At 66.7% G+C, this 22,630-nt stretch carries 14 protein-coding genes; 2 read left to right on the top strand and 12 right to left on the bottom strand.

All coding sequences use genetic code 11. The annotated features are described in order from the left end of the window. Positions 1-3 precede the first annotated feature (3 nt). Positions 4-1,926: a sulfatase-like hydrolase/transferase gene (locus tag D7X99_RS24245; protein WP_121779856.1), complete on the top strand. Its 1,923-nt coding sequence runs from the start codon at positions 4-6 to the stop codon at positions 1,924-1,926. Here D7X99_RS24245 and D7X99_RS24240 read toward each other — a convergent pair. From D7X99_RS24240 to D7X99_RS24190, 11 genes are all read right to left on the bottom strand, one after another. Beyond that, positions 1,923-2,849 (bottom strand): type VI immunity family protein, encoded by a 927-nt coding sequence (locus tag D7X99_RS24240; protein WP_121779855.1) that lies wholly within the window; start codon positions 2,847-2,849, stop codon positions 1,923-1,925. The two genes, D7X99_RS24245 and D7X99_RS24240, sit on opposite strands and share 4 nt — an antisense overlap. Then, entirely contained in the window at positions 2,846-3,655 is an 810-nt protein-coding gene (locus D7X99_RS24235; protein WP_169831142.1) for a hypothetical protein, read from the bottom strand. The genes D7X99_RS24240 and D7X99_RS24235 overlap by 4 nt, the downstream gene beginning before the upstream one ends. Before the next feature lie 30 nt (positions 3,656-3,685). Then, positions 3,686-4,372: a DISARM system phospholipase D-like protein DrmC gene (gene drmC / locus D7X99_RS24230; protein WP_121779853.1), complete on the bottom strand. Its 687-nt coding sequence runs from the start codon at positions 4,370-4,372 to the stop codon at positions 3,686-3,688. Further along, entirely contained in the window at positions 4,363-6,210 is a 1,848-nt protein-coding gene (gene drmB, locus D7X99_RS24225; RefSeq protein ID WP_121779852.1) for a DUF1998 domain-containing protein, read from the bottom strand. Before drmB ends, drmC begins: the two co-directional genes overlap by 10 nt. Further along, a complete protein-coding gene (gene drmA / locus D7X99_RS24220) occupies positions 6,197-9,535 on the bottom strand; it encodes a DISARM system helicase DrmA (protein WP_121779851.1) in 3,339 nt (1,112 codons plus the stop codon). The genes drmB and drmA overlap by 14 nt, the downstream gene beginning before the upstream one ends. Positions 9,536-9,543: 8 nt before the next feature. After that, positions 9,544-13,479 (bottom strand): DNA methyltransferase, encoded by a 3,936-nt coding sequence (locus D7X99_RS24215; RefSeq protein WP_233613687.1) that lies wholly within the window; start codon positions 13,477-13,479, stop codon positions 9,544-9,546. Then, positions 13,461-16,640 (bottom strand): DISARM system SNF2-like helicase DrmD, encoded by a 3,180-nt coding sequence (gene drmD, locus D7X99_RS24210; RefSeq protein WP_233613688.1) that lies wholly within the window; start codon positions 16,638-16,640, stop codon positions 13,461-13,463. Before drmD ends, D7X99_RS24215 begins: the two co-directional genes overlap by 19 nt. Before the next feature lie 118 nt (positions 16,641-16,758). Next, positions 16,759-17,598: a DUF3396 domain-containing protein gene (locus tag D7X99_RS24205; protein ID WP_233613686.1), complete on the bottom strand. Its 840-nt coding sequence runs from the start codon at positions 17,596-17,598 to the stop codon at positions 16,759-16,761. Positions 17,599-17,666: 68 nt separating this feature from the next. Then, positions 17,667-18,383: a hypothetical protein gene (locus D7X99_RS24200; RefSeq protein ID WP_121779848.1), complete on the bottom strand. Its 717-nt coding sequence runs from the start codon at positions 18,381-18,383 to the stop codon at positions 17,667-17,669. Positions 18,384-18,505: 122 nt separating this feature from the next. Further along, positions 18,506-19,423, bottom strand: a complete 918-nt coding sequence (locus D7X99_RS24195; RefSeq protein WP_121779847.1) for a DUF3396 domain-containing protein — start codon at positions 19,421-19,423, stop codon at positions 18,506-18,508. Continuing rightward, positions 19,420-20,007 (bottom strand): hypothetical protein, encoded by a 588-nt coding sequence (locus D7X99_RS24190; RefSeq protein WP_233613685.1) that lies wholly within the window; start codon positions 20,005-20,007, stop codon positions 19,420-19,422. The genes D7X99_RS24195 and D7X99_RS24190 overlap by 4 nt, the downstream gene beginning before the upstream one ends. A gap of 334 nt (positions 20,008-20,341) precedes the next feature. On the opposite strand from D7X99_RS24190, the gene D7X99_RS24185 reads away from it, so the two are divergent. Further along, positions 20,342-22,129 carry a DUF4157 domain-containing protein gene (locus D7X99_RS24185; RefSeq protein WP_158627060.1) on the top strand — a complete coding sequence of 596 codons (1,788 nt, stop codon included), beginning with the start codon at positions 20,342-20,344 and terminating at the stop codon, positions 22,127-22,129. A gap of 6 nt (positions 22,130-22,135) precedes the next feature. Here the strand turns inward: D7X99_RS24185 and D7X99_RS24180 are convergent. Beyond that, on the bottom strand, positions 22,136-22,630 hold a 495-nt coding region (locus tag D7X99_RS24180), incomplete at its 5' end, for an EamA family transporter (RefSeq protein WP_147476247.1).

Genomic DNA, 22,630 nt, shown 5'->3' with positions numbered 1-22,630 from the left:
GGCATGTCCACTCCCTCGCGGCCCAACATCCTCATCCTGACGGTCGACCAGCTCCAGTTCCCCCCGTTCGCCTATGGGCCTGATGGCGGCTTCCTGCCGGCCATCAAGGACATCCTGGGCTTCGTGGACGAGGGAGGGGAGGACAACCCGTTCCGGAAGTTCTTCCCTGGCTTCGCGGCGCTGCGGAAGAACGCGGCGGTGTTCCGCAACCACACCATCGCTGCGTCGGCGTGCACGCCCAGCCGCGCGGTCATCTACACGGGGCAGTACGGCACGCGCACGGGCGTCACGCAGACGGACGGCCTGTTCAAGAGCGGTGACGCGGCGGCCTTCCCGTGGCTGTCGGCGGATGGGATTCCGACGTTGGGGCACTGGTTCCAGAAGGCGGGTTACCACACGCACTACTTCGGCAAGTGGCACGTGAGCAATCCTCCGGACCACTCGCTGAAACAGTATGGCTTTGACGACTGGGAGCTGTCGTATCCGGAGCCGCACGGGGCCTCCATCAACAACCTGGGCGCGTTCCGTGACGAAGGCTTCGCGGACCTGGCGTGCGGCTTCCTGCGGCGGATGGCATTGGGTGAGCCGTACAACCGGGCGCTGGCGGAGCAGTCGTACGAGGCGCCCCGGGCCGCCGCGCCGGGGAGCGAGCCCCAGCCGTGGCTGGCGGTGGCGTCGTTCACCAATCCGCACGACATCGCGACGTATCCCATCCTGCCGCGGCAGTTGGATCCAGCGGGGCCCAAGGTGGGGCCGCTGACGGTGCCTACGGGGGGACGGTCGGTGGCGCCCACGGGGGGGACGTTCACGGTGCCGCTGAACCCGCTGGGGTTCCCGCAGGACAACGCGAGCGTGCCGTCGAACCTGCGCGACACGTTGGAGAACAAGCCGGCCTGCCAGCGGGACTACGCGTACAAGGTGGGGCTCGCGCTGTCGTCGAAGACGGGCCTGACGATGCACCAGGCGAACGAGAACATCGACCCGGTGACGGTGACGTTGAACGCGGGCATCCCGTTCCAGCTGACGCACGACCCGGAGAAGGCGGCGCTGCGCTTCCAGCAGTACTACGCGTGGCTCATCCACCTGGTGGACGGGCACATCTCGCGGGTGCTGCGGACGCTGGACGAGACGGGGCTGCGGGAGAACACGGTGGTGGTGTTCCTCTCCGACCACGGCGAGTACGGCGCGGCGCACGGCTACCTGATGGAGAAGTGGCACACGTCCTACCAGGAGGCGCTGCACGTGCCGCTGGTGGTGCAGTTCTCCGAGGACCAGAAGACGCGATACATCGACGCGCTGACGAGCCACGCGGACATCGTGCCCACGGTGCTGGGGCTGGCGGGGATTACCCGCGAGGAGCAGGCGGCGATCCGCACGGACCTGAGGCTCCACCGTCCGGTGCCGCCGTTCGTGGGCGCGGACCTGAGCCCGCTGGCGAGGGGCGAGTCCACCACGGTGGTGGAGCCCAACGGCACGCCGCGAGAAGGCGTCCTCTTCATCACGGACGACGAAATCACGGAGCCGCTGCCGCGCACGGGCGACCCGCACCAGATGCACGATGACGCGCTGTTCACCGTGTACTCGCGAGCGGTGGAGCGGCTGCGGGAGCAGGGCAAGGTGCCCGGGTTGAAGCCTGGAGCGGTGTGCCAGCCGAACCACGTCCGCTGCGTGCGCACGCCTCGCTGGAAGCTGGCGAGGACGTTCGACCCGTCCGGAGAGCACGCGGACCAGTGGGAGCTGTATGACCTGGAGACGGATCCGTTGGAGATGGAGAACCTGCTCGTCTTCGACCAGCCGTTCCCGACGCTGATTCCGTCACTGCCGCGAGGGCTGTCCCGCGTGGAGGTGGAAGAGGCGGCCCGCGCGACGCATGCGTTGCTGGGGCGGTACGAGGCGGAGAAGCTGTCGCCCTGGCCGCAGGGTTAGAGGAACCGGCGGAGCCACTGGTTCGTGTCTTGTTTGTAGAGGGGGAGCCCTTCTCCTTCGTACTGGAAGAGGAAGGGCTCCATCAGGCGGGCCAGCGCGCGGTACTGGGGGGGGATTGCCTTCGTCTGTGTGTCGACGGGGTCTGGCCATTCGTCCAGCGTGACGAGCACGCGGTCTCCGTCCATGGGGAGCAGGGAGACCTCCGGGAAGGGGAGCGCGTCCCGGAGCGCGTCGATGCCGCCCAGCTGTCCCAGCAGGGGCTGTCCCAGGAACGTGAGCCAGTGGGGGCCCAGCGCGCGGGTCCCGATGATGGGGCCGAAACCCTCAATGCTGTGAAGGTCGAGTCCTGGGTATCGCTCGAGGAGAGCGTTGATGAGATCGACCTTCGCGGAGGTCCAAAGGCCTGCCGGAGAAATGATGGCGAAGCTGGCGTATCCAAAGCTGAAGGGCAGCTCTTGCGCCAGCTCCAGTGCCAGGGCGCGAAACGAGGCTGCTCCGTTCTCCTGGAGGTATTCAGTGGGAAACGTGAATGACACCGAGACGAAGGGCACCTTGCCGAAGGGATTGTCGCTGGACCAGCCTTCGTATTCGAAGATGTAGCCGCTGGAGACCTCTCCTCCTCCTGGGCTTTCCAGCAGCAGCGCACTTCCGCTGTAGCCTGAGGGACGCTCGATCATCTTCTGGCGTGCGACCTCCCAGCCCCTGTCGTCGAGCTCCAGGATGTCGCCATCGTCCGCTCCGTACCAACCCAGTGACCCAGGTGGAACGGCTTGGCGGTAGCGCTGCAACGCACGCCACGCTGCCAGCTTGACCTCCTTGTGCTCGCGCTGGATGAAGAAGGTGAGAATGACGCCATCGCGGGTTGCGGGGACGGGAGGATGGCCTTTCGACCATAGGCGGATGACTGGGTATTCCTTCGTCATGGTTTCACCTCTCGAATTCCATAGCGGGGCGATATGAGCAATGCCTGTCCTCCCAAGGCCTCCTGGTAGAGGGTTTTCTGCGACATGCCTTCGTACGGGCTGCCCGGGCCGTACTGCGTCCAATTCGGGAGATTGGTGTCAGGGCAGGGGAACTTGAAGTCCAGGGTGAGCGCGGACTTGAGCAGGTCGCGGTCTCCGTGCAGGACGATGTCCGGCTTGAGGGTGCCGCGGAGCTCCTCGGTGCAGCCTTCGGCGATGAGCCGCGCTTCCTTCTCCCGGCTGATGGTCTCCAGGAAACGGGCGTTCGGGTAGTAGCGGTAGCGCTGCTCGATGCTGAAGGGCGCGGGCCACAGCTCCTTCAGCACCGCTTCCGCGCACTGGAGGGCAAGCACGTGCTTCTGCTTCCCTAACTGCATCGCCCGGGTGACGGGCTTGCCGCAGCGGTCCTTCTCCACCACCTCCGCGCACTCCTGGCGCGTCGGAGGTCGGTTTTCGAAGTAGCGCGCGTTCCCCAACCGCTCCGCCTGGACTGCACATGCGGCGAGCTGCTTCTCCAACACGTCAGCGTCATGGTCCTGCTGCATCAGCGCGAGCACGGCCGGAGGAATGGCCTTGACCAATGGGGAGGCCATGGCCTGGGTCGCGGCCCGCGCGGAGGACTGCTCCGCCACGTAGGCTGCGTGCCGTGCCTTGCCGGCGGTCTCCGAATCCACGAACCCCAGGTCTCCGTGCCGGGAATGCCGTGAACCTCCAGCACACGCTGTCAGCAGGACACAGGCCACCCAGAGGCTCGTCACGGGACGCATGTGCCGGACTCTATCCGGCGCGACCGCGTGTCAGGCGACCCTTGAGAACCACTCGCCCGTGGAGAACTGGGACTCCAGCACCGCCGCCAGGTGCACATCCTCCAGCAGCACGCCCACCTCGATGTTTCGTGTCTGTCCCCGGTCGGTGAAGTTCGCGGACGTCACGAAGACCCACCGCGCGTCCACCACGACGCACTTCGCATGCAGGCTGGCGAAGACTCCCTTCTCCGGCGAGAAGCCGTGGCACTCCGGAAACGGTGGCCCGAACGGCCAGTGCTCCCGCAGGAACGCCGAGGCCACCGATGCACTGGCATAGAGCCGGCAACCCACGCCCCGCTTGAGCGCTTCATGCAGCGGCTTCAGGACCTCCGCCGCGTGGTCGAACGCGAACCCTGCCACCAGCACCGTGCTCGTGGCCTTGTGGAGCAGGTCCGCCAGCACCACCGCCGTGTCGCGGGCTCCGCTCCAGCGGGTTTCCGGCCCCGTCCACACCAGCTCTGGACGCCGGGCTCTCCCGCGCCTCTCCACGAGCAGCGTGTCCAACAGCACGAGCGCCCCCTCCCGCCCCAGCGCATTCAACGCCGCGGCCTCGCCCGCCAGCGGCTCCAGCCCCTCTCCCTGGAGCGCCAGCCGCGACAGCGGAAACCCGAGCCTCCGCGAGGCCACCACGACCCTCAGCCGCTCCAGGTCTGGCGTCGCCACACCGCTCAGGTCCACGGCGTCTTCAGGAAGGCGACGTCCTCGTGTCCCAGCGTGGGCACGACGAGCGCGCGGTCGAGGTATTGGTTGAAGCGCTCGCAGGAGCACTCAGGGAGGAAGAGGCAGCCGTGGCACGCGGCGCCCTCCAGGTCGCGGTCGTCACGGCCGGTAGGCTCGTGGTGCGCGCACACAGGGTCGTTGGAGCAGAGGCGCGCGTCCTCCAGTGCCCGGGACAGGTGTTGCCCCAGCCTCCGGCCCTCCTCCACCAGTCCACCCAGCGTGCCCTCCGCGCCCGTGGTGCCTGTCATCAGCAGGATGCCCGCCATGGGGACGGCATCGCTGTGTGGCGCGCAATACAGCCGCTCGCGGATGGAGCTCGCGGGATAGCCACATTCCAGCGCCACCTCCGTCATCAGCAGGTGCGCCAGCGAGTGCAGCAGGTAGAGCCGCACGCCCGGGAAGGCGAGCTTCGAACCGGAGCCCTCCTTCCAGCGCTCCCATCCGGCCTTGAGCACCTCCTCGCGCCGTCGCACCGGCGCGGAGGTCTCCCACGCGTGCACCTGCTGTTCGTCGAGCACCAGCAGCATGCCCTCGCCCTGCATCTCCGTGACGGGCACCCAATCCCTGTGCAGCGACATCGGCGCGAGCGCCACGTCCAGGTCGTAGCGGCCCTGGAGGTCCTTCGTCAGAGGCTCCAGCCGGGTGAAGCCGACCTGGGCCTGGACCTCCCGCAGCCGCCGCGCCAGCACCACGCGCTCGACCCACGAGGGCAGCCCTTGCGGTCGCGCGATGCGCCGGGCCCAGAAGACCTCGGTGCGGTCCCGGGGCATCTCGCCCGGCTTTTCCTGCGGCTGCGAGAGGAATTGGAGCCACTCCGCGGTGCGGATCTCCGGGACGGCTTCGGGCGTGTGCTCGCGCTCCGCCTGGATGGCCGCCAGCACGTCCGCGTTGGAGACAGAGCCCAGCGCCGCCTGGACCTGGGGAATGGTCCGGAAGGCGGGCAGGCTCTCCGCGGTGGCCGCCTGGAGGATGTTCCACGCGGACTGCACCTTGCGCCGGAGCGACTCGGGTTCAGGGATGGTGATGGCGCTGGTGGTCTGCGCGAAGTAGCCGTTGCTGGCGGTGCGGACGAGCAGGCGCTGCCTCTCGTCGCAGCGCTCCCGCGCCTCCAATCCCAGCCAGGGTCGCTCTCCGTCGCAGCGGTCCTGCTGTTCCTTGTGCGTCATGTCGATGAGGCGCCTGCGCTTGCCGCACGTCGAGCACGCGACCTCGATGTCGCTGAAGTCACCGCTCACGCCCTCCTCCAGCTTGAGCTGTGGAGCGTCGCAGGGCCTGCGCTCGTGCATCCACCAGGACCAGTCGATGTCCGACAGGTGGCCCCGGGGGCAGGCCGCGACGAAGCGCACCGGCACGCAGCGCTCTGGCTTCGCGTCCACGCCCGAGCAGCGGTGGCGGTACTCCTGATTCACCCGCTCCAGGCTGTTGGCCCGCACCAGCGCGCGGCAGCGGGGGTTCTGGCAGACGAACCAGCGCGGAAACTCATACACCTGGATGCCGCAGGACTCCGTCGGCTCGCGTTCGTCTCCGGCCGGTGGCTTGCGGAACGGAGCCTCCTTGCTGAGGGGCCACTTGTTGCGGTGGTAGAGCGGCTCGACGATCTCCAGGAGCCTGGGTTCGTTGACCACCTCGCCCTGGCCCTTGAGGCGCCAGAAGTCCAGGCCTCCCACGAGGACGGCATCGTTGAGCAGGTCCAGCATGCTGCCCGGGCCGAAGGTGGAGACCACCTGGCTCTGGCGCACGCGCCCATCCGGCGGCCGCGTCGAACGGGCCTTGTTCCACTTCCTACGGTTCGTCATGTGCCACCTCCTCCGTCGCGGCCTTCGGGGCGCGGTAGCCGCCCAGGGGTTGACGTGAAATCCACAGGTGCACCGAGGACTCCACGTCGCGCATGGACGTGGGCGCTTCGAACTTGAGCTCGTCCTGGGTGAGGTTTTCGGTGGTGTCCAGGAAGCCGCGCAGCAGGGGCTTGAGGCCCTTTCCCTCCGGGTCGTAGGGCGAGTACGCGCGCTGGGCGGCGTCCTTCTTCGCCTGCTCGATGATGTTGCGCCACGAGTCGAGCAGGCTCCGCGCACGCTGCATCACGATGCCGCTGGCGCGCTCCGACTCCTCCTTGGGCAGACCACGCCCGGCGCGCTTCGCCAGCGTTTCGAGCGTCTGCTCCAGCGCGTCCCGGTGCGCTTGCAAGGACTTCCACTCCAGGGGCGCGGTCATGGCGGTGTCCATCAGCCGGCCCAGCGCCACCACCACGCCCGCGAGGCCCCGGTCGAGCGCCGGAGCGGAGAAGGGCGTCACCGAGGTGGCTTCGACGAAGCGGTAGAACGACTCGTGGTACGGCCCGAAGCGTTCGTAGTGGCTGCGGTCGCGAGGCTTGGCGGCGTTGAGGCACGTCACCACGAGGCCCGGCTTGTTCGTGTTGCGGCCCACGCGGCTGGACGCCTGGATGTACTCGCTGGTCGTCTTCGGTTGACCCGCCACGACCATGAGGCCCAGCCGGTCGATGTCCACGCCCACGGAGATCATGTTGCTGGCGAGCACGACGTCGATGCTCTGGGGCTGACCGTGCGTGAACTCCAGGCGGTTCTTCGAGGCCTTGATGTCGGCGGTCTTCTCGCGGCTGGTCAGCTCGATGGGCTCGCCGCGGATGGTCCTGCCGCGGTACCAAGGGTGCTCGGCCTCCTTGTCGAAGTCCTCCGGCCGGCGGCGGGCGCGGTCCATCGCGAGCCGGCGCACCTCGTCCTCGACGAGCCGGCGCATGCCGCCCAGCTCGCGCAGGCTGTTGAAGTAGCCGACGAGGGTCAGGTACGGGTCCGCGCTGGACGCACCGTGGAGTTGTTCACCGCGCGAGGCGGCGGCGAGCACGCTGACATAGACGCGCAGCAGGATGGCCTTCATGGGCCGTCCGGGTGCCGCCACGCCCACGTACTGGCGCGCGCCCTTCTTTCCCACGGAGGCGAAGAACGTCTCGGAGGCATCCACGCCGGGTGGCGGGAAGAGCGCCACGTCCCGTCCGTAGAGGCGGCTCACCTGCTGCCGCGAACGGCGGACCGTGGCCGTGGAGGCCACCAGCTTCGCCCGGGGCGCGAGCGTCAGGACGGCCCCTTCATAGAGGCCCACCATGGAGCCCAGGGGGCCGGAGATGAGATGCAGTTCGTCCTGCACGATGAGCTCTGGGGGACGTAGGCCCTGCGGGAGCGTCACGAGCGCCGCCTTCATGGCCGCGGCGTCGTCGCACGGGCCGACGAAGCGCTTTCCGGTGCGGCCCAGGGCGCGGCCGAAGAGCAGTCCGGTCTCCCCGCGCCAGGGAAGCATGGCGAACTTGTCCACGGTGGCGACGAGGAAGCACGGCAGCTCGCGGTAGATCTGCTCGTCGACGAAGAGGACGGGGAGCCCTTCCGGGTTGCGGCCCAGGTTGAAGGCACACGCGATGTTCGCACAGCCGACGAGCACCTCCTCCGGCTTGGATCTGGAGGGCCGGAGGATGAAGCACTCCCGTTCGAAAGACGTGGCGCACCAGGGGCAGGTGGCGAGCGGGAAGGGCGACTGGGCGCGGACGCTGTTGTCGTTCTTGTACTCGGTGATCTGCGTGGACACCTGCTCCAGCGTGTTGGCGGTGGCGGAGCGGCCGACCCACAGGCCGATGGAGAAGCGGACTGCTCCCAAGCGTTTGGGCTCCTGTTGGCGGAGCACATCGAGCGCGCAGATGAGCGTCGCCGCGCGGCCGAGCTGGTCGAGCGTGAGCAGCCGCAGCGTGTATCGCAGCAGCACGGCCACCCCCAGGCCGCCGTGGAGATGCGCCTGGCCGCGGAGACGGCGCAGGAGCAGCGTGAAGGCGATGAGGCCCAGGTACGCCTGCGTCTTGCCGCCGCCCGTGGGGAAGAAGATGAGCTCCACGAGCTCGCGGTCCGCGTGGGCTTCGTCCTCGACGGAGGGGAGGTTGAGCAGGATGAAGGCGAGCTGGAAGAGGCGCCATTCGGGAGCACGGTCGGGGCGGGCCTTGCGCTCGGCCTGGGCCATGACGCTGTTCATCCAGCGGAAGGCGTCGAAGGCGAGGGGCTCCCGTTCCAGGAGCTGGATGCCCTCCTCGATGCGAGTGGCCGCGCGGTGGGCGCGGCGGACCAGCTCATCCCGAGTCTCCTCGCGGCGCTCGCTGCCCACGTCGAGAGCGGCCTGGTCGGTCACCCAGTCGCGGTAGGCGCGCACCAGGGGGCTCAGGGCCGCAACGGCCTCCGAAGGCGTCGTGAACGCGGCGAGCTGCTCCATCCCCACCGTGACTTCGCGAATCTGGCGAGCCTCGACGGGGAGCACCTCGACGCGAGGCAGCCAGTCCGTCTCCACTCGGGTGACGGGCAGGGAAGTGGACGGGACGCGCACGGAGATACCGTGGCCCACGGCCCACTGCTGACGGTGGCGGAACTGGAGGTCGTTGACGCGGTCGTCGTCGTCCTCGCTCCGGGCGTCACTGGAGTCCTGCCGGCTGACGAAGCCCTGCGCGCACTCCAGGGCGAGGTGCGTCTGGAAGGCATAGGCCTCGTCGCGGTCCGCGGCGGTGCTGGTGGGGGGACGCGCGTTGACGAGGAAGATGGCGACGGCGAGTTCGCCTTCGCGTGTCTTCTCCACATGGCCTTCCAGGCGCAGACCCCGGCTGTCCTGGAGGTTCACGCCTTCGCGCAGCACCGAGTCGTTCAGGGACAGGGTGACGGTGCGTTGGTGGAAGGTGCGGGTCCACGGCCTGCGTCCGTCTGCCTCGGTGCGCTGGTAGTCCGCCCAGCAGACATGCGCGGTGAGCTGGGATGTGCCCGAGGGGACGAAGACGGACAGGCCCATGGACGCGGGAAGGCGGCGCACCTTCTTGGCGGTGGGGTCGGGACGGGAGGTCTCCTCGGCGTCCTCGTCGTTGCCCGCGGCGAGGTCGTCTTCTTCGTCGTCAGGGTCGTCCTCGATGACGCCCTGGTCGAGGGGGACGAGGAAGCCCGTCAGGTACCAACGGGACGGCGGATTGCGGAGCACTTCCGGGGCGTCCGACACGGGAGCGCCTGGGGGCTTGTGGAAGGGACCGACGAGGTCCGCTTCGAGCGCATCGATGAGGTGGGAGCGGACCGCTCCAGCGTCATGGGCATTCATGGGAGGGCTCAGGCGGTCTGGGTGCGGGACTTCGCGGGACGGCGGGACGTGGGATGGGCTTCCTCGTGAGCACGCTGCTCGTTCAGGTCGAAGAGGCGGTCGAGGACGTCATCCTCGAAGGCTTCAAGCTGTTTGGGCGTGGCGCCGCAGTACGGAGGGGCGTGGATGTCATTCCAGCCGTAGGCATCCAGGACGGCCTGGTCCACGGCGACATGCAGGTCACGCAGGCGCTGCGTCGCCACGTCCGTGACGGACTTGTCCTTGAGCCGGTTGTACGTCGTCGTCAGGCCGATGCTGTTGGCCTGCATGTACTGGCTGCGCTCGAAGTCGAGGCGCCTGCCAACGACGTCGAGTGCCCGTGTGTCTGTCGATTCGGGAAAGGGGAATGTTTCGAAGCAGTCAGACGCTGAGTAGTTGAGGTCGACCCTCATCGTTGACGAAAGGAGTCGTGCCCATGCCTCGTGGATGCGTGATTGCAGAAACACTAGGTAACGGTCGTGGCTGACCGGGAAGACTTGTGCCTTATGTGAAAAAAGGTGGGAACTCGGCATCCAGCTGAACATCAAGTGCTTTGAAACAATGCTGGTTACGAGGCATCGGTCGACCGGTCGGAGTGCCTCGTAGAGCGCGGGTGTCGTCTCGGCGAAGCGCCACCAATACTTTCGGCGAACTTCCCGTTTGTTCTGGTCCCGTTCCGGCTTCACTAGTTCCCGGACGATTCGCAAGAGATCGGGCCACTGCTCGGCTTCTTTCAACTCCATTCTTCCGAAGTTGATGACGTATCGTTCAAGCTGTGGCGACGGATCCGAGTTGATCTCCTCGCCCCCTACGTATCGAAAAATTCGTTCAGCGTTTTTGGGTGACTTCGCTATGAGGGCTGAGCGCTGCTCGGGATTGAGCACGAATCCCATTCCCAAAACATACGTGCCGACAAAGCTCTTGCTTGAATTGGCAGCGAGCACCATGGGGTCCGCTCGTTCCGGCTTCCCTCTCAAACGAGAGTTGAGGTGCTTCACTCCTTGTCCGTCCAGACGTGGCTCCAGTGCCAGTCCGGAAACGTGTCCCTTCGCGAGATGCACCACGGACACGGAGACGTTGGCACCGGCCACTGGCCACTTCATGGAGCGCACGGCGTCGTACAGATGGCCCCGATGGTCCACCAGGTGCTTCAGTCCCGTGGTTCTGGTGTCCCCCTGCGCGATGGTGTTGGTGGCGATGAAACCGAAGCTGCCGTGCTCACCCAACAGATGGAACGCACGACGGAAGAAATGCGCGGAGAGATCCGCATTGCCGTGCGCGCCCTCATGGACCGCCTGGAGCCAGGGTAGGTAGTTGTCTCCGCCTGTCTCGATGATGGCGTTCTTCCCCGCGAAGGGCGGGTTCCCCACGAACCCATCGATCCATGCCGCCTTGTTGGGCTGTTCATCGTCGAGCGGATCGGGTCGGCTCCCATGGAACACCTCCGGGAACTCCAGCGGCCAGTGGAACGTCCATGATGGCGCTGAGAACGCCACGATGTCTGCTGGCATGGGCGGCAGAACGCCCTTCTTCTCCTGGGACAGCCACGCTCCAATCAGGTCGAGCCGACGGATGCGCTCCTTCTCCCGCTCCTTGTCCGAGCCGTGGGCGAAGAACGCACCGACGCACGCGTTGGCGATCCGTTTGACGTCCGCCAGCGCGGCATCCGCGTCACGAAGCAGCCCTTCCTTCACCCGGCCGGGGTCCAGGTCCAGCTGCAAGGGCTTGCGCTCCGGCCCTTCCAGGTCGAGCGCGAGCTGGAGGATCTCCTCGCGCTTCTCAAGCGAACGCGTCAGTTGCTTCTTGATGAGTGCCCAGGGCAGTTCAGACTGCTTCTTGCTGGCTGGGTCCCAATGGAACGCTTGAAGCTGCTCCAGATCGAGCCCGACCAGCGAGTCGCCGCACTTGAGGGCATGGTCCAGGAACGTGAAGGGCTCTGTCTTCGCCAGCGTCACGAGCCACAGCGACAGCTTCGCGAGGCTCACCGCCCAGGGGTTCTTGTCCACGCCGTACAGGCACCGCTGCGCCACCAGTCGGCGTGCTCGCATCACCTCGTCCTCGTGTTTGTCGCGCTTCAGCACGCCCTCACGCGTCCAGGCGGCGATGACCTGATCCGCGAGGAAGCGGCAGGACTCCACGAGGAACGCGCCCGACCCCATGGCCGGGTCGCAGATCTTCAGGTTGAGGAGGCGCTCAGAAGACGGCTGCGGCCCCATCGTCTTGAGCAGCGGCTCCAGCGCACGCCGGACGATGCGTGAGGAGAGGCTTCGGGGCGTGTAGTGGGTGCTGGTCCGCCGCCGCTCGTTGCCGGGCTGGAGCACCAACTGGGATGCCCGTCGTGTCTCAGTCCCCTTCACACGGTAGGGCTCAAGCGCGGCCAGGACCATCTGCTGCGTGGCGGCCTGCTCCAGCGCCTTCGACAGGGCTTTCACCGCCTTCGTATCAAGACCTGCTTCTTCCTCCAGCCATGCGGCGCGTCGTTTCGCTGGCTGTGCCAGTACCTCATTCGCTGCGACCCATACCTTCGAGGGTTTGAGGCAGAGCCCAGCACCCGTCAGGCGCTTCACGTGGAAGCCCATCAGTCCCTCGTACACGGAGCCGATCTGCTCCACGTCGAGCGACTTGAAGCTCAGTCGCTGTCCCTTGAGAAAGATGAGCCGCTGCAGGACCTGATGGATGGTCTCATCGTCGATGGATGGCGTCGGCGCATTCGTGCCCGCATCGTCGGAGCTTCCGCCACCCAGGAAGGGAAACCTGTCAGGGTCGAAGAGCTGCCCTCGGCGCGCCGGCATGCGCAGCTTGTCGTGTGATGCGCCCAGGTAGATGCACCGGAAGAGCGCCAGCAGCCGTGGCCATGCACCGAATCGCCGGTTCATCGCGTCGGGGTACAGGCTGGCATCCTCGACCAGTTGCTCGTGAAGCGCCTTCACCGACAGGTCATCGCGGTAGGGCTCCTGGTCCACGGGAAGCAGGCCCTGGTCCTCCGCGTAGAGGATGAAGACGAGCCGCAAGAGCGTGGAGAGGAGCCCGCCGTAGACATGGTCCTCACCGCGTGAGAACGCCTCGTCCAGGGTACGGGAACCATCCCGCTCGGCGGCCGTCTCGAAACCCGTGAGGAGGATGCCGAGCGCTTCCAGCACCTGGTCCGCCAACTCCTCGGTGACATCGGCCTGACGGCGGCGGGACTGCTCCAAGAGCGCAGGAAGCTGATGCTCGGGCAGCACGCCGAAGAAGCGGCGCGCGTGCAGGAGCATCACCATCGCGTCGAACAGGGGACGGCCACTGGAGGTGACGAGGTCCTTGAACCGGAAGGTGAGATGGCCCGTCGTCTCTCCATGCGGTGCGTAGACCAGGCGCACGGAGTCTCCGTTGAACAGCAAGCCGATGGGGACGCGTGCTGCGCGCAGCAAGCGGTCGAACTTGGCGGTGGGTTCGTAGAACCACGCGCCCGTGGTGTCCTCCTTCTTGTCCAGGTCCAACCCGGGAGGCAGTTCCCAGGTCAGGAGCGCGAGGCCTTCCGCGGCCCGGCTGATGGGGGTGGAGTCGTCCGGCAACCCTTCTGGCTTCGCGGGTGGAGGGCCGCGCCGCCGCAGGCCCCGCGTGGGCTGGATCGTCTGTTGGCCCTCCGCGATGTCGAGCCGGAGGTCCTCCGGAAACTCCGTCGCGAAGTCATCGTCAGAGAAGCCCAGCACCTCCCGGAGGAAGCGCGGGACATCCGTCACACGAGGTGACTCCCGGCCCGTCAGCAGGATGAACCTCGACTGCGCGGACACCGGCAGGCGCTGCATGCACTGCGCGTCCTCGAGGACCGGGATGGAAACCACCAGCCCTTCGATGGGCTGCGCCATCCCCATCCAGGTCTGGTGATAGCGACGCTCGACGTCACCGCTGAAGATCTGACTGGTCATCAGCGCGCCCCCGGCCACAGGTAGACCATGCCCACGGGCACCAGACGGGCAACCCGCACGGCGTAGGTGGCTTTCAAGGATTCGGGTTGCTCTGTGAGTTCCTTCCCGAGTGCTGTCAAACGTTGCTCAAGGTGAGCCTTGTCGCGCTTCCATTGGTCCTGCTCCGCCCGTGCGTCGAGCTTGAGTTCGAGCTGCGCGCCCAGCGCCTCCTGGATGGCCTCCTGCTGCGTCAGGAGAATCTGTGTCAGCGCCTTGGCTTCGGACGCGCCCCGCGCCGCCAGCTTCTTGCGAGCATCCTTCTCCCGAAGGGAAGACTGCTCCTCGATGGCGGGCCAGAGCTTCGCGAAGTCAGATGCGGCACTGGCCAGCAGCCGCTTCTGGACGGCCTTGGGTGTCGCGGAGAGCGCGGGCGCTTCCGCCAGCGTGGTCTCCAGTTGGTCTATCGCCTTGCGGTCCGCCTCGTCCGCGAAGGGCTTCAAGTGTCCGCGGCCGCCGCCATCCAGCCACCTCGCTGATACGGAGACCACCTCGTCATGGAGCCGCGCGGCGCCTTCGCCAAAGAGCGACAGCCGACCGAAGACGATGACGCGCGCCACCGAGTCGCGCTTCGTCTGGACCACCGTGACGCGGCTCAGGTCGTTCGCGGAGAACCCCTGTGCCAGGAACCGCTGGAGCACCCGCTGCACGAGCGGATGGGAAAGGTGCAGGTGGACGAGCTTGCTGGAGACGCCCGGAGGCGCCTCGAAGACCACGGGGGACAGCGGGCGCTTGCGCCACTCCCAGGGAGCCTCGTCCTGCTCCCGCCTGGGGCGGATGGCATCCAGCGTCGTGTTCCACGAAGCGGGAAGGGCAGGGACCTTCCATGCCTCCAGCGTCTGGCCCTCCTCCGTGACGGTCTCCCGCTCCAGCCGATCCGCGCCAGCCAGCTCGAATCCCACGTCCAGTGCATCGCGCAGCAGGACGGGATTGAAGTCCATGACCTTGCCGCTGCGATCGCGGAGTTCCCCAATCGCATCCAGCTCCTTGCGCAGGGATTGCAGCGTGCGTTGGGACTCCAGTTCCCGCTTCGTGACATCGGTGCGAGAGGAGGTCGCGGCGCGGGAGAGGTTCTCCAGCGTGCCCTGGGTGATGCCCGCGGCGAGGGCATCGTGCATCTGGTCCATCAGCACGCTGCCCAGGCTGCCCAACTCGCGGGTGATGGTCTCCACCTTGCGGGCCAGGGTGTCGAGCACCGCGTCCTCGGCGCGCTGGCTGTAGACGAAGTAGCCGCAGCGCACGGCGGGCGAGGGTTGCAGGGCCCGGTCAATGCGACCGTTGCGCTGCTCCATGCGCGAGGGATTCCACGGGACGTCGTAGTGGAAGAGGTCCGCGCAGTGGCCCTGCAGGTTGATTCCTTCGCGTGCCGCGTCGGTCGCGAGGAGGACCCGCACGGGGTACTCGTCCATCGGGCCGTTGAAGGCGGCCTGGACCTGTGCGCGCTTCACGTCATCGATGCCGCCCGTCAGCGTGAGGATCCGCTCATCGCCCCGGTGGGTTCCCTCGAATGCGGCGGTGAGCTGCTCCTTGAGGAAGCGGAGCGTGTCGCCGTACTCCGTGAAGACGATGACCCGACGGGGCTTCCATGCGGCGCCCCGGGTGAGCGGACATTGATGCTCGCGAATCCAGTGGAGCAGGGCCCGCAGCTTCGCGTCCCGGGAGGTGCGGTGCCGGGCGCTCACCTTGAGCATGTCATCCAGGAGCTGACGCGCCTGGATGCTGGCGGACAACTCCTGACTCTGCTCGCGGATGCTCTCCGCGAACGCCAACTCGAGGGATTCGTCCGTCTCGCCGTGCTCCTCGGACTCGGGGGCCAGGTCGCCGGTGAGGGCTCCGCCGTCAGGGGCCATGCTTCCGGCGCCGAAGGCCGCCGCATGGACGGAGAGGGTGCGGTGGAAGGCCTCGATGCTGGAGAGGAGGCGCTTCTGGAGGTTGATGAAGACCAGGCGCCCCTGCTTCGTCGCAGGCGCCATCAGCTCAGTGTAGCGCGCGAGCTTCTGGGACAGCTCCAGCTCAGCGGCTGACCCCTCGCCAAGGTCGACGCGCTGCTCGACGGTCTTCCCGTCCGGTGCGAGCCATTCGGCGTGCCAGCGCCCTGCCTCATGCGTCAGGCGCACGCCGACGACGTGCCGCTCGGGGTAGCGCTGCGCACTGCCCAGGGCGCGCAGGTCGCCCTTGAGCCGGCGCACCATGACGGGCGCCAACTGGGATTCGCGGACGCGGGTGCCGCGGGTGAATCGCTGAGGGTCCAGCATCTCCAGCAGCGCGGAGAAACTGTTCGAGTGGCCGTTGTGGGGCGTGGCGGAGAGGAACAGCCGGTGCTCGAAGCGCTCCGCGAGGGAGCGGATGCTGCGGGTCGTCTCCGTGTCGATTGCGTACCGGCTGGCCGACGCGGGAGCGACGACGTGCGCCTCGTCGAGCACCAGCAGGGACTTGTGGTGGCCCTTCTCCTCCAGAAGTGTCTTCAGCGGCTCGAAGTACTCGCTGCGCCGCAGCGTCTGGTACGACACGATGAAGCGCGAGTGTGTCGCCCAGACAGGGACCTGGAAGCCGCGCTCCTGACGACGGCGGGAGACGAACTCGCTGTTGAAGATCTCGAAGCGCAGGCCGAAGCGCTTCTCCATCTCATCGCGCCACTGGAGCGTCACGGACGCCGGGCAGACGATGAGGACGCGGTCCACGCGCTGGCGGAGGATGAGCTCCTGCAACACCAGCCCGGCTTCGATGGTCTTTCCGAGACCTACGTCATCGGCGATGAAGAGGTTCACCCGAGGCAGCTCGAGCGCCTTCTTGAGAGGCGTGAGCTGGTGATTCATCAGGTGGATGCCCGCTCGGAACGGCGCCTGGAAGAGCCGGGCGTCGGTGGCGGTGACGGAGCTCCACTTGAGCGCGTGCAGATACGCGGCGAAGTGACGGGGCTCGTCGAAACGCTCAGGTGTTCCCAATCCACCCTGTTCAGGCCGGATCACTCTTGCGGCGAGCTCGCGCTCCCATAGGACAGACAGGGGACGGCCTTGTGCGTCATCATCCAGACAGGTGAGACGGACGAGGGTGTGTTGCTCCCGGACATCCGAAGGAGCCACGACCTCGTTGACCAGATATTGGCGGTGTCGGACCTGCGCGATATCACCCGCGCACGGCATGGGAGCGGTGGGCATGAATACAACGGTCCGCTACATATCTGTAGCGCTCAATCCCCCGTGGGAGGTATTCGAACCGCTGTCGTAAGCCCGTAAAATCCAGACGCGGATGCCTATTTGTTTAAGGACACAACCGCCGGCGCCAGCGATTCACGTCGTGCTGGATACCATCGATGTCACCCGTGTACTCGAACATGAATGGTTTCAACATTCTCCCCAGTGCCAGGTACTGAGGCGGAATGGCGCCATCCTTCGTATCGAGGGCACTGGGCTCTTCGCCGAGGGTGATCAACAGTCGGTCATCATCCATCGGGATAAGCGAGGCTTCGGGGAAGGGAAGCGCGCTCCGCAGCGCTTCGGTGCCTCCAAGCCTGCCCAAGAGGGGCTGTCCCAGGAAGGTGAGCCAGTGGGGGCCCAGGCCGTGGGTTCCGATGACGCTGCTGGCCCTGCCGACGTTGTAGACATCCAGCCCCAGGTAGCGAGAGAGGAGCGCCTCCAGTTGCGTCCAATCTCCTGATGCCCAGGAGCCCTGTGTCGACACAATGGCGAAGCTTGCGTACCCGAAGTTGAAGGGAAGTTCGCGAGCCAGCTCGAATGCGAGGGCACGTAAGTGCTCCGCACCGTGTCTCAGGAGGTATTCCGTGGGGAACGTGAACGCCAAGGCTGTAGCGGGAGCATCATGGAACGGGCTGTTGAGCAGCCGTCCGTAATACTCGACCTGGTAGCCACCTGTTTCGCTGGGGCTCTCTCTCAACTCCGCGGTCCTTCCGCCGCCTCCAATACAATCAATCACTTCCCGTCGGTTGTGCTCCCAGCCCGCACTGTCGAGCGGCACCATGTCGCCGTCAGCGGATGTGTACCAATTCAGTGAGCCGGCGGGGATTGCTCGGCGGTAGGTCTCGATGGCTCGCCAGATGGCGGGCGCAACCTCTGTGTGGTCACGATGGATGAAGAAGGACACGACCACGCCATCGCGTCCCTCGAGCCAGCCGCCTCGGCCACGAAGCCGGATGAGGGGAAAAGCTTCTTTCATGGCCCTGATGCCCTTACGCCTTTCCGTGGAGAGACGAGAAGAGCTCGTCCACCCAGCGCTTGCTCATAGATTTCTTGCTGGGTCTGGCTGGCGTACGGGCTGTTCCCTCCATAGCGAGTCCATTGTGGCTCATTGCTGTCCGGGCACGGGAACTTGAAGTCCAGGGTGAGCGCGGACTTGAGCAGGTTGCGGTCGCCGTGCAGGACGAGGTCCGGCTTGATGGTGCCTCGGAGTTCCTCGGTGCAGCCGTCGGCGATGAGTCGTGCTTCCTTCTCCCGGCTGATGGTCTCCAGGAAGCGTGCGTTCGGGTAGTAGCGGTAGCGCTGCTCAATGCTGTAGGGCGCGGGCCACAATTCCTTCAACACCGCTTCAGCGCACTGGAGGGCGAGCACGTGCTTCTGCTTGCCGAGTTGCATGGCCCGCGTCACGGGTTTGCCGCAGCGGTCCTGCTCCACTACCTCGGCGCACTCCTGGCGCGTCGGAGGCCTGTCGCGGAAGTAGCGCGCGTTCCCCAACTGCTCCGCCTGGACCGCGCACTCGGCGAGCTGCTTCTCTAGCTCATCCGCGTCATGGTCCTGCTGCATCAGCGCGAGCACGGCCGGAGGAATGGCCTTGACCAACGGTGAGGCGATGGCTTGGGTCGCGGCCCGCGCGGAAGCCTGCTCCGCCACGTAGGCCGCGTGCCGTGCCTTCCCAGCGGTCTCCGAATCCACGAACCCCAGGTCCCCATGCCGGGAATGCCGTGACCCTCCAGCACACGCTGTCAGCAGGACACAGGCTATCCAGAGGTTTGTCGCGGGACGTATGCGCTGATGGAGCGGTTGTTGTGTTGGCATCAGGGTTGGAGGAACCGACGGACCCACTGATTCGTGTCCTGTTTGTAGAGAGGGAGCCCTTCTCCTTCGTACTGGAAGAGGAAGGGCTCCATCAGGCGGGCCAGCATGCGGTACTGGGGGGGAATGGCCTTCGTCTGTGTGTCGATGGGGTCTGGCCAGTCGTCGAGAGTGACGAGCGCGCGCTCGCCGTCCAATGGGAGCAGGGAGACCTCTGGGAAGGGGAGCGCGTTCCGGAGCGCGTCGATGCCGCCCAGTTGTCCCAGCAGTGGCTGTCCCAGGAAGGTGAGCCAGTAGGGACCTAGGGCTCTGGTTCCGAGGATTGAACTGAATCTCGTGGCATGAGGCGCATCCAGGCCGGGGTAGCGAGCGAGGAGTGCTTCGGTGATGTCCCAATCCCCCGCGGCCCAGGAGCCCTGTGTCGAGACAAGGGCGAAGCTGGCGTATCCGAAGTTGAAGGGCAGCTCACGAGCCAGTTCCAAGGCCAGCGCGCGCAGTTGGACCGCGCCATGCTCCAGCAGGTACTCCGTGGGGAACGTGAACGAGAGCGTGGTGGCGGGAGCATCATGGATGGGGCTGTCGAGCCGTCGGCCGTAGTATTCGACTTGGTAGCTTCCGGTTTCGCTGGGGCTCTCCCGCAGCTCCACGGTCCGGCTCCCTCCCCCGATACGCTCGATCACCACATGGCGATTGTGTTCCCAGCCTTCGTCATCCAGCGGGACCATGTCTCCGTCCGCCGACGTGTACCAGTTGAGTGAACCGGGCGGGATGGCGCGAAGATAGGTTTGGATTGATCGCCAGATCGCAGGCCCTACCTCCGAGTGGTCGCGATGGATGAAGAAGGCAAGCACGACGCCATCTCTTCCGGCGAGCCACTCGCCCCTGCCGCGAAGTCGGATGCTCGGGAAGACAGGCTTCATCGCTTGAATGGCTCCACGCCAGTTTTGGGCGACACGAGCATGGCTCGTCCACCCAGTGCTTTCTCGTAGATAGCCCCTTGGGACTCGTAGGCGTAGGGGCTGTTGCTTCCGTATTCGGTCCAGCGAGGTGGATTGGTGTCAGGACAGGGGAACTTGAAGTCCAGGGTGAGTACGGCCTCAAGTAGGTTGCGGTCTCCGTGCAGGACGAGGTCGGGCTTGATGGTGCCTCGAAGGTCCTCGGTGCATCCGTCGGCGATGAGTCGCGCTTCCTTCTCCCGGCTGATGGTCTCCAGGAAGCGGGCGTTCGGGTAGAAGCGGTAGCGCTGCTCGATGCTGAAGGGCGCGGGCCACAGCTCCTTCAAAACCTCTTCAGCGCACTGAAGGGCGAGGACGTGCTTCTGCCTGCCCAGGAACATGGCCCGCGTCACAGGCTTGCCGCAGCGGTCCTGCTCCACCACCTCGGCGCACTCCTGGCGCGTCGGAGGTCGGCCGTGGAAGTAGCGCGCGTTCCCCAACTGCTCCGCCTGGACCGCGCATTCGGCGAGCTGCTTCTCCAGTTCATCCGCGTCATGGTCCTGCTGCATCGCCGCAAGCACGGCTGCCGGAATGGCTCGGAGCAGGGGAGACGCAGCGGCCCGGGTTGCGGATGCTGTGGCCTGTTCCGCCACGTACGCCGCGTGCCGTGCCTTCCCAGCGGTCTCCGAATCCACGAACCCCAGGTCCCCATGCCGGGAATGCCGTGCACCGCCAGCACACGCTGTCAGCAGGACGCAGACAATCCAGAGATTCGTCACGGGACGCACGTGCCGGACTCTATTGCCTCCTCTGGCGATGTCGTCAGCGGCTCGCGTGTGCGGGGGAGCCCTGGTCTAATAGACCCTTCACGGGACACGCCCCGATACATTGGGAGCACGGAACTTGGATGCTCGGCACCGTTGGATCACCCCCTCGCTCCTGGCGCAGGCCTGCGCTCGGGGCCAGGCACTCCCATGGCGGTTGCGTGTCCGGTTCGAGCGCGCCTTCGGGGCCGACCTGAGCGCTGTGCGCCTGCACGAGCATCCCCTGGTCGCGAGGCTGGGGGCCAAGGCCCTCTGCTGGGGAGAGCAGATTCTCTTCGCTCCGGGCGCACTCGAACTCGACCTGGCTCGCGGGGCCCGGATCCTCGCGCATGAGCTGGTGCATGTGCTGCAACAGCGCGCGGGGCGCGTCCCTCACGGGAACGGCGGGACCGGGCTGCTCGTGGATGAGGCCCTGGAAGCAGAGGCCGAGGCCCTGGCGGCACAGGCCCTCTCGGGTGCGCGTGCGCAGCTCTCGGGTTCCTGGGCGGGGACTTGTCCCACTCCCGCGCTTCAGGCGTACCACGTCATCCCGAACGCCCAGTTCGTCGCCCAGGACGTCAACCTCCACAACGCCACCTTCGAGACCCAGCGGGATGGAGTGCGGCCCCACCCCCACCCGAAGACGCACGGGGACAGCTTCCTCATCAACTCGGGGACGGTGAACGTCATGGTGCGGGCGCACAACCAGATCGCGCTCCGGGTTTCGGATGACAACGAACTCGCCATCGAGGACACCGACCCCCGCCACGAGCAGGCCAAGCACTTCTTCGCCACGGAGCGCGCCATCACCCGGTGCAACCGCGCGTTGAAGTCCGTGGGCTCCAGCTATCGCATCGCCAAGGTCCCCGGGCCTCGCTACCTTGAAATCGGGCCCCCCGCGCAGCCGGGCTGTCTGCCCTTCCTGAGCGGCCCCGGACCCAAGCGTCTGTTCCAGGTGGCGATGTCCGAGAACGGGCACCTCGAGCCCGCCGTGTCGCAGAACTGCAACGAAATCTCCGGCAAGGTCATGGGGGAGCAGCAGGACTCGCAGCGCACCGTGAGGCTCACGCAGTCCGGCAATCAGCTCTTCCTCAACCTACCGCGCTGGCAGCTCGGAGGATGGGCCCCTGCCTTTCCGGCCCATGGCGACATCCCCTTCCGGCTGGCGGAGCTCCTCACCACGTTCCTCTTCCATGGACAGGCAGAGGGCCCCAACGCCGCCGCGGCCCGGCAACGCGCGGTCAACGATTACCAGGTCGGATTGCAGCACGCGCTGGCGGGCGCCAATACCCCTGTGGCCCAGATGGCGGCGCTCGCGGGCTTCAACGGCCCCATTGGCCGCAACTATGGCCGGCTGGTGAACCGGGTCCGCGCCAATGCCGCGATGACGCTCAACGGCGTCACCCTCAACGGGCTCACGCTCCGCACACGTTACGAGCAGGTCCTCTTCCGGCTGGGCCTCAATGCCTATGCGGACCCGCGGGTGGGCGATGCGTTCCAGACGTACTCCGTGGGCGCGATGGAGCGCTATCAGGATGCCCAGAACCGCAACTGGATGCGGATGCGGGACGAGGTGGCTCCCCGCCCGGTGGCGCTCGTTCCTGCGCCTGTCTACTGCGAACCGGTGTGGGAGTATCACTGGGGCGGTGTGGTCGCGGAGAGCGGAGCGGACCGCATCACCTTCGAGAACTACGCCCGCAACTACGAGGATCGCAACGGTCCCCAGCTCCATGGCGGCGAGCTCCGCTCGTTCTTCCAGATGACCCGCGTGCCCACCCAGGTCAATGATCCGCTGATTGCCCAGTCCTGGCACGAGAGCTGTTACGCCCACGGCTTCGCCAATGCCCTGACGATGTGCATCTCCAAGATCAGCCGCTGTGGACGCTGAACCGGCTCACCGCTTCCCGCGGGCCAGCAGCATCACCGCGACCAGGATGGCGCTCATCGCGCCCCAGGTCATGGGGCCCAGCGTCTCTCCCGCGAACACCACGCCCAGCAGCACCGCCACCGCCGGGTTCACGTACGCATAGCTCGTCGCGAGCGCCGGCCTCGCGTGCTTCAGCAGATAGCCATACGCGCTGAACGCCACCAGCGAACCGAACACCACCAGATACACGAACGACACCATCGCTCGCGGGGGCACCGCGTCCGCCATCCGCTCCCCCAACGCGAGGCTCAGTGCCATCATCATCACGCCCGCGCTCAACATCTGCGTCGCTGGCGTCATCAACCCCGCGGGCATCGGCAACCGCCGGCTCCACACCGACCCGAAGGCCCACGCCGCCGGCGCCACCACCACCGCCAGCGCCGCCACGCCTCCGCCGCTCATGTCCCCGCCCAGGTTGAGCAGCGCCACCCCCGCGAACCCCAGCACCAGCCCCGCCAGCTC

The sequence above is a fragment of the Corallococcus sp. AB032C genome (genome assembly GCF_003668935.1).
GTDB lineage: Bacteria > Myxococcota > Myxococcia > Myxococcales > Myxococcaceae > Corallococcus > Corallococcus exiguus.
The sequence above is the reverse complement of the archived record's forward strand: the minus strand, read 5'-3'. Positions and strand labels throughout refer to the sequence as shown.

Bases quoted from the DNA above. Each gene is read 5' to 3' on its own strand.
- D7X99_RS24195 (WP_121779847.1), bottom strand. From the start codon at position 19,423: ATGAAGCCTGTCTTCCCGAGCATCCGACTTCGCGGCAGGGGCGAGTGG.
- drmD (WP_233613688.1), bottom strand. From the start codon at position 16,640: ATGCCGTGCGCGGGTGATATCGCGCAGGTCCGACACCGCCAATATCTG.
- D7X99_RS24235 (WP_169831142.1), bottom strand. From the start codon at position 3,655: ATGCGTCCCGTGACGAGCCTCTGGGTGGCCTGTGTCCTGCTGACAGCG.
- D7X99_RS24245 (WP_121779856.1), top strand. From the start codon at position 4: ATGTCCACTCCCTCGCGGCCCAACATCCTCATCCTGACGGTCGACCAG.
- D7X99_RS24190 (WP_233613685.1), bottom strand. From the start codon at position 20,007: ATGCAGCAGGACCATGACGCGGATGAACTGGAGAAGCAGCTCGCCGAA.
- D7X99_RS24240 (WP_121779855.1), bottom strand. From the start codon at position 2,849: ATGACGAAGGAATACCCAGTCATCCGCCTATGGTCGAAAGGCCATCCT.
- drmA (WP_121779851.1), bottom strand. From the start codon at position 9,535: ATGAATGCCCATGACGCTGGAGCGGTCCGCTCCCACCTCATCGATGCG.
- drmB (WP_121779852.1), bottom strand. From the start codon at position 6,210: ATGACGAACCGTAGGAAGTGGAACAAGGCCCGTTCGACGCGGCCGCCG.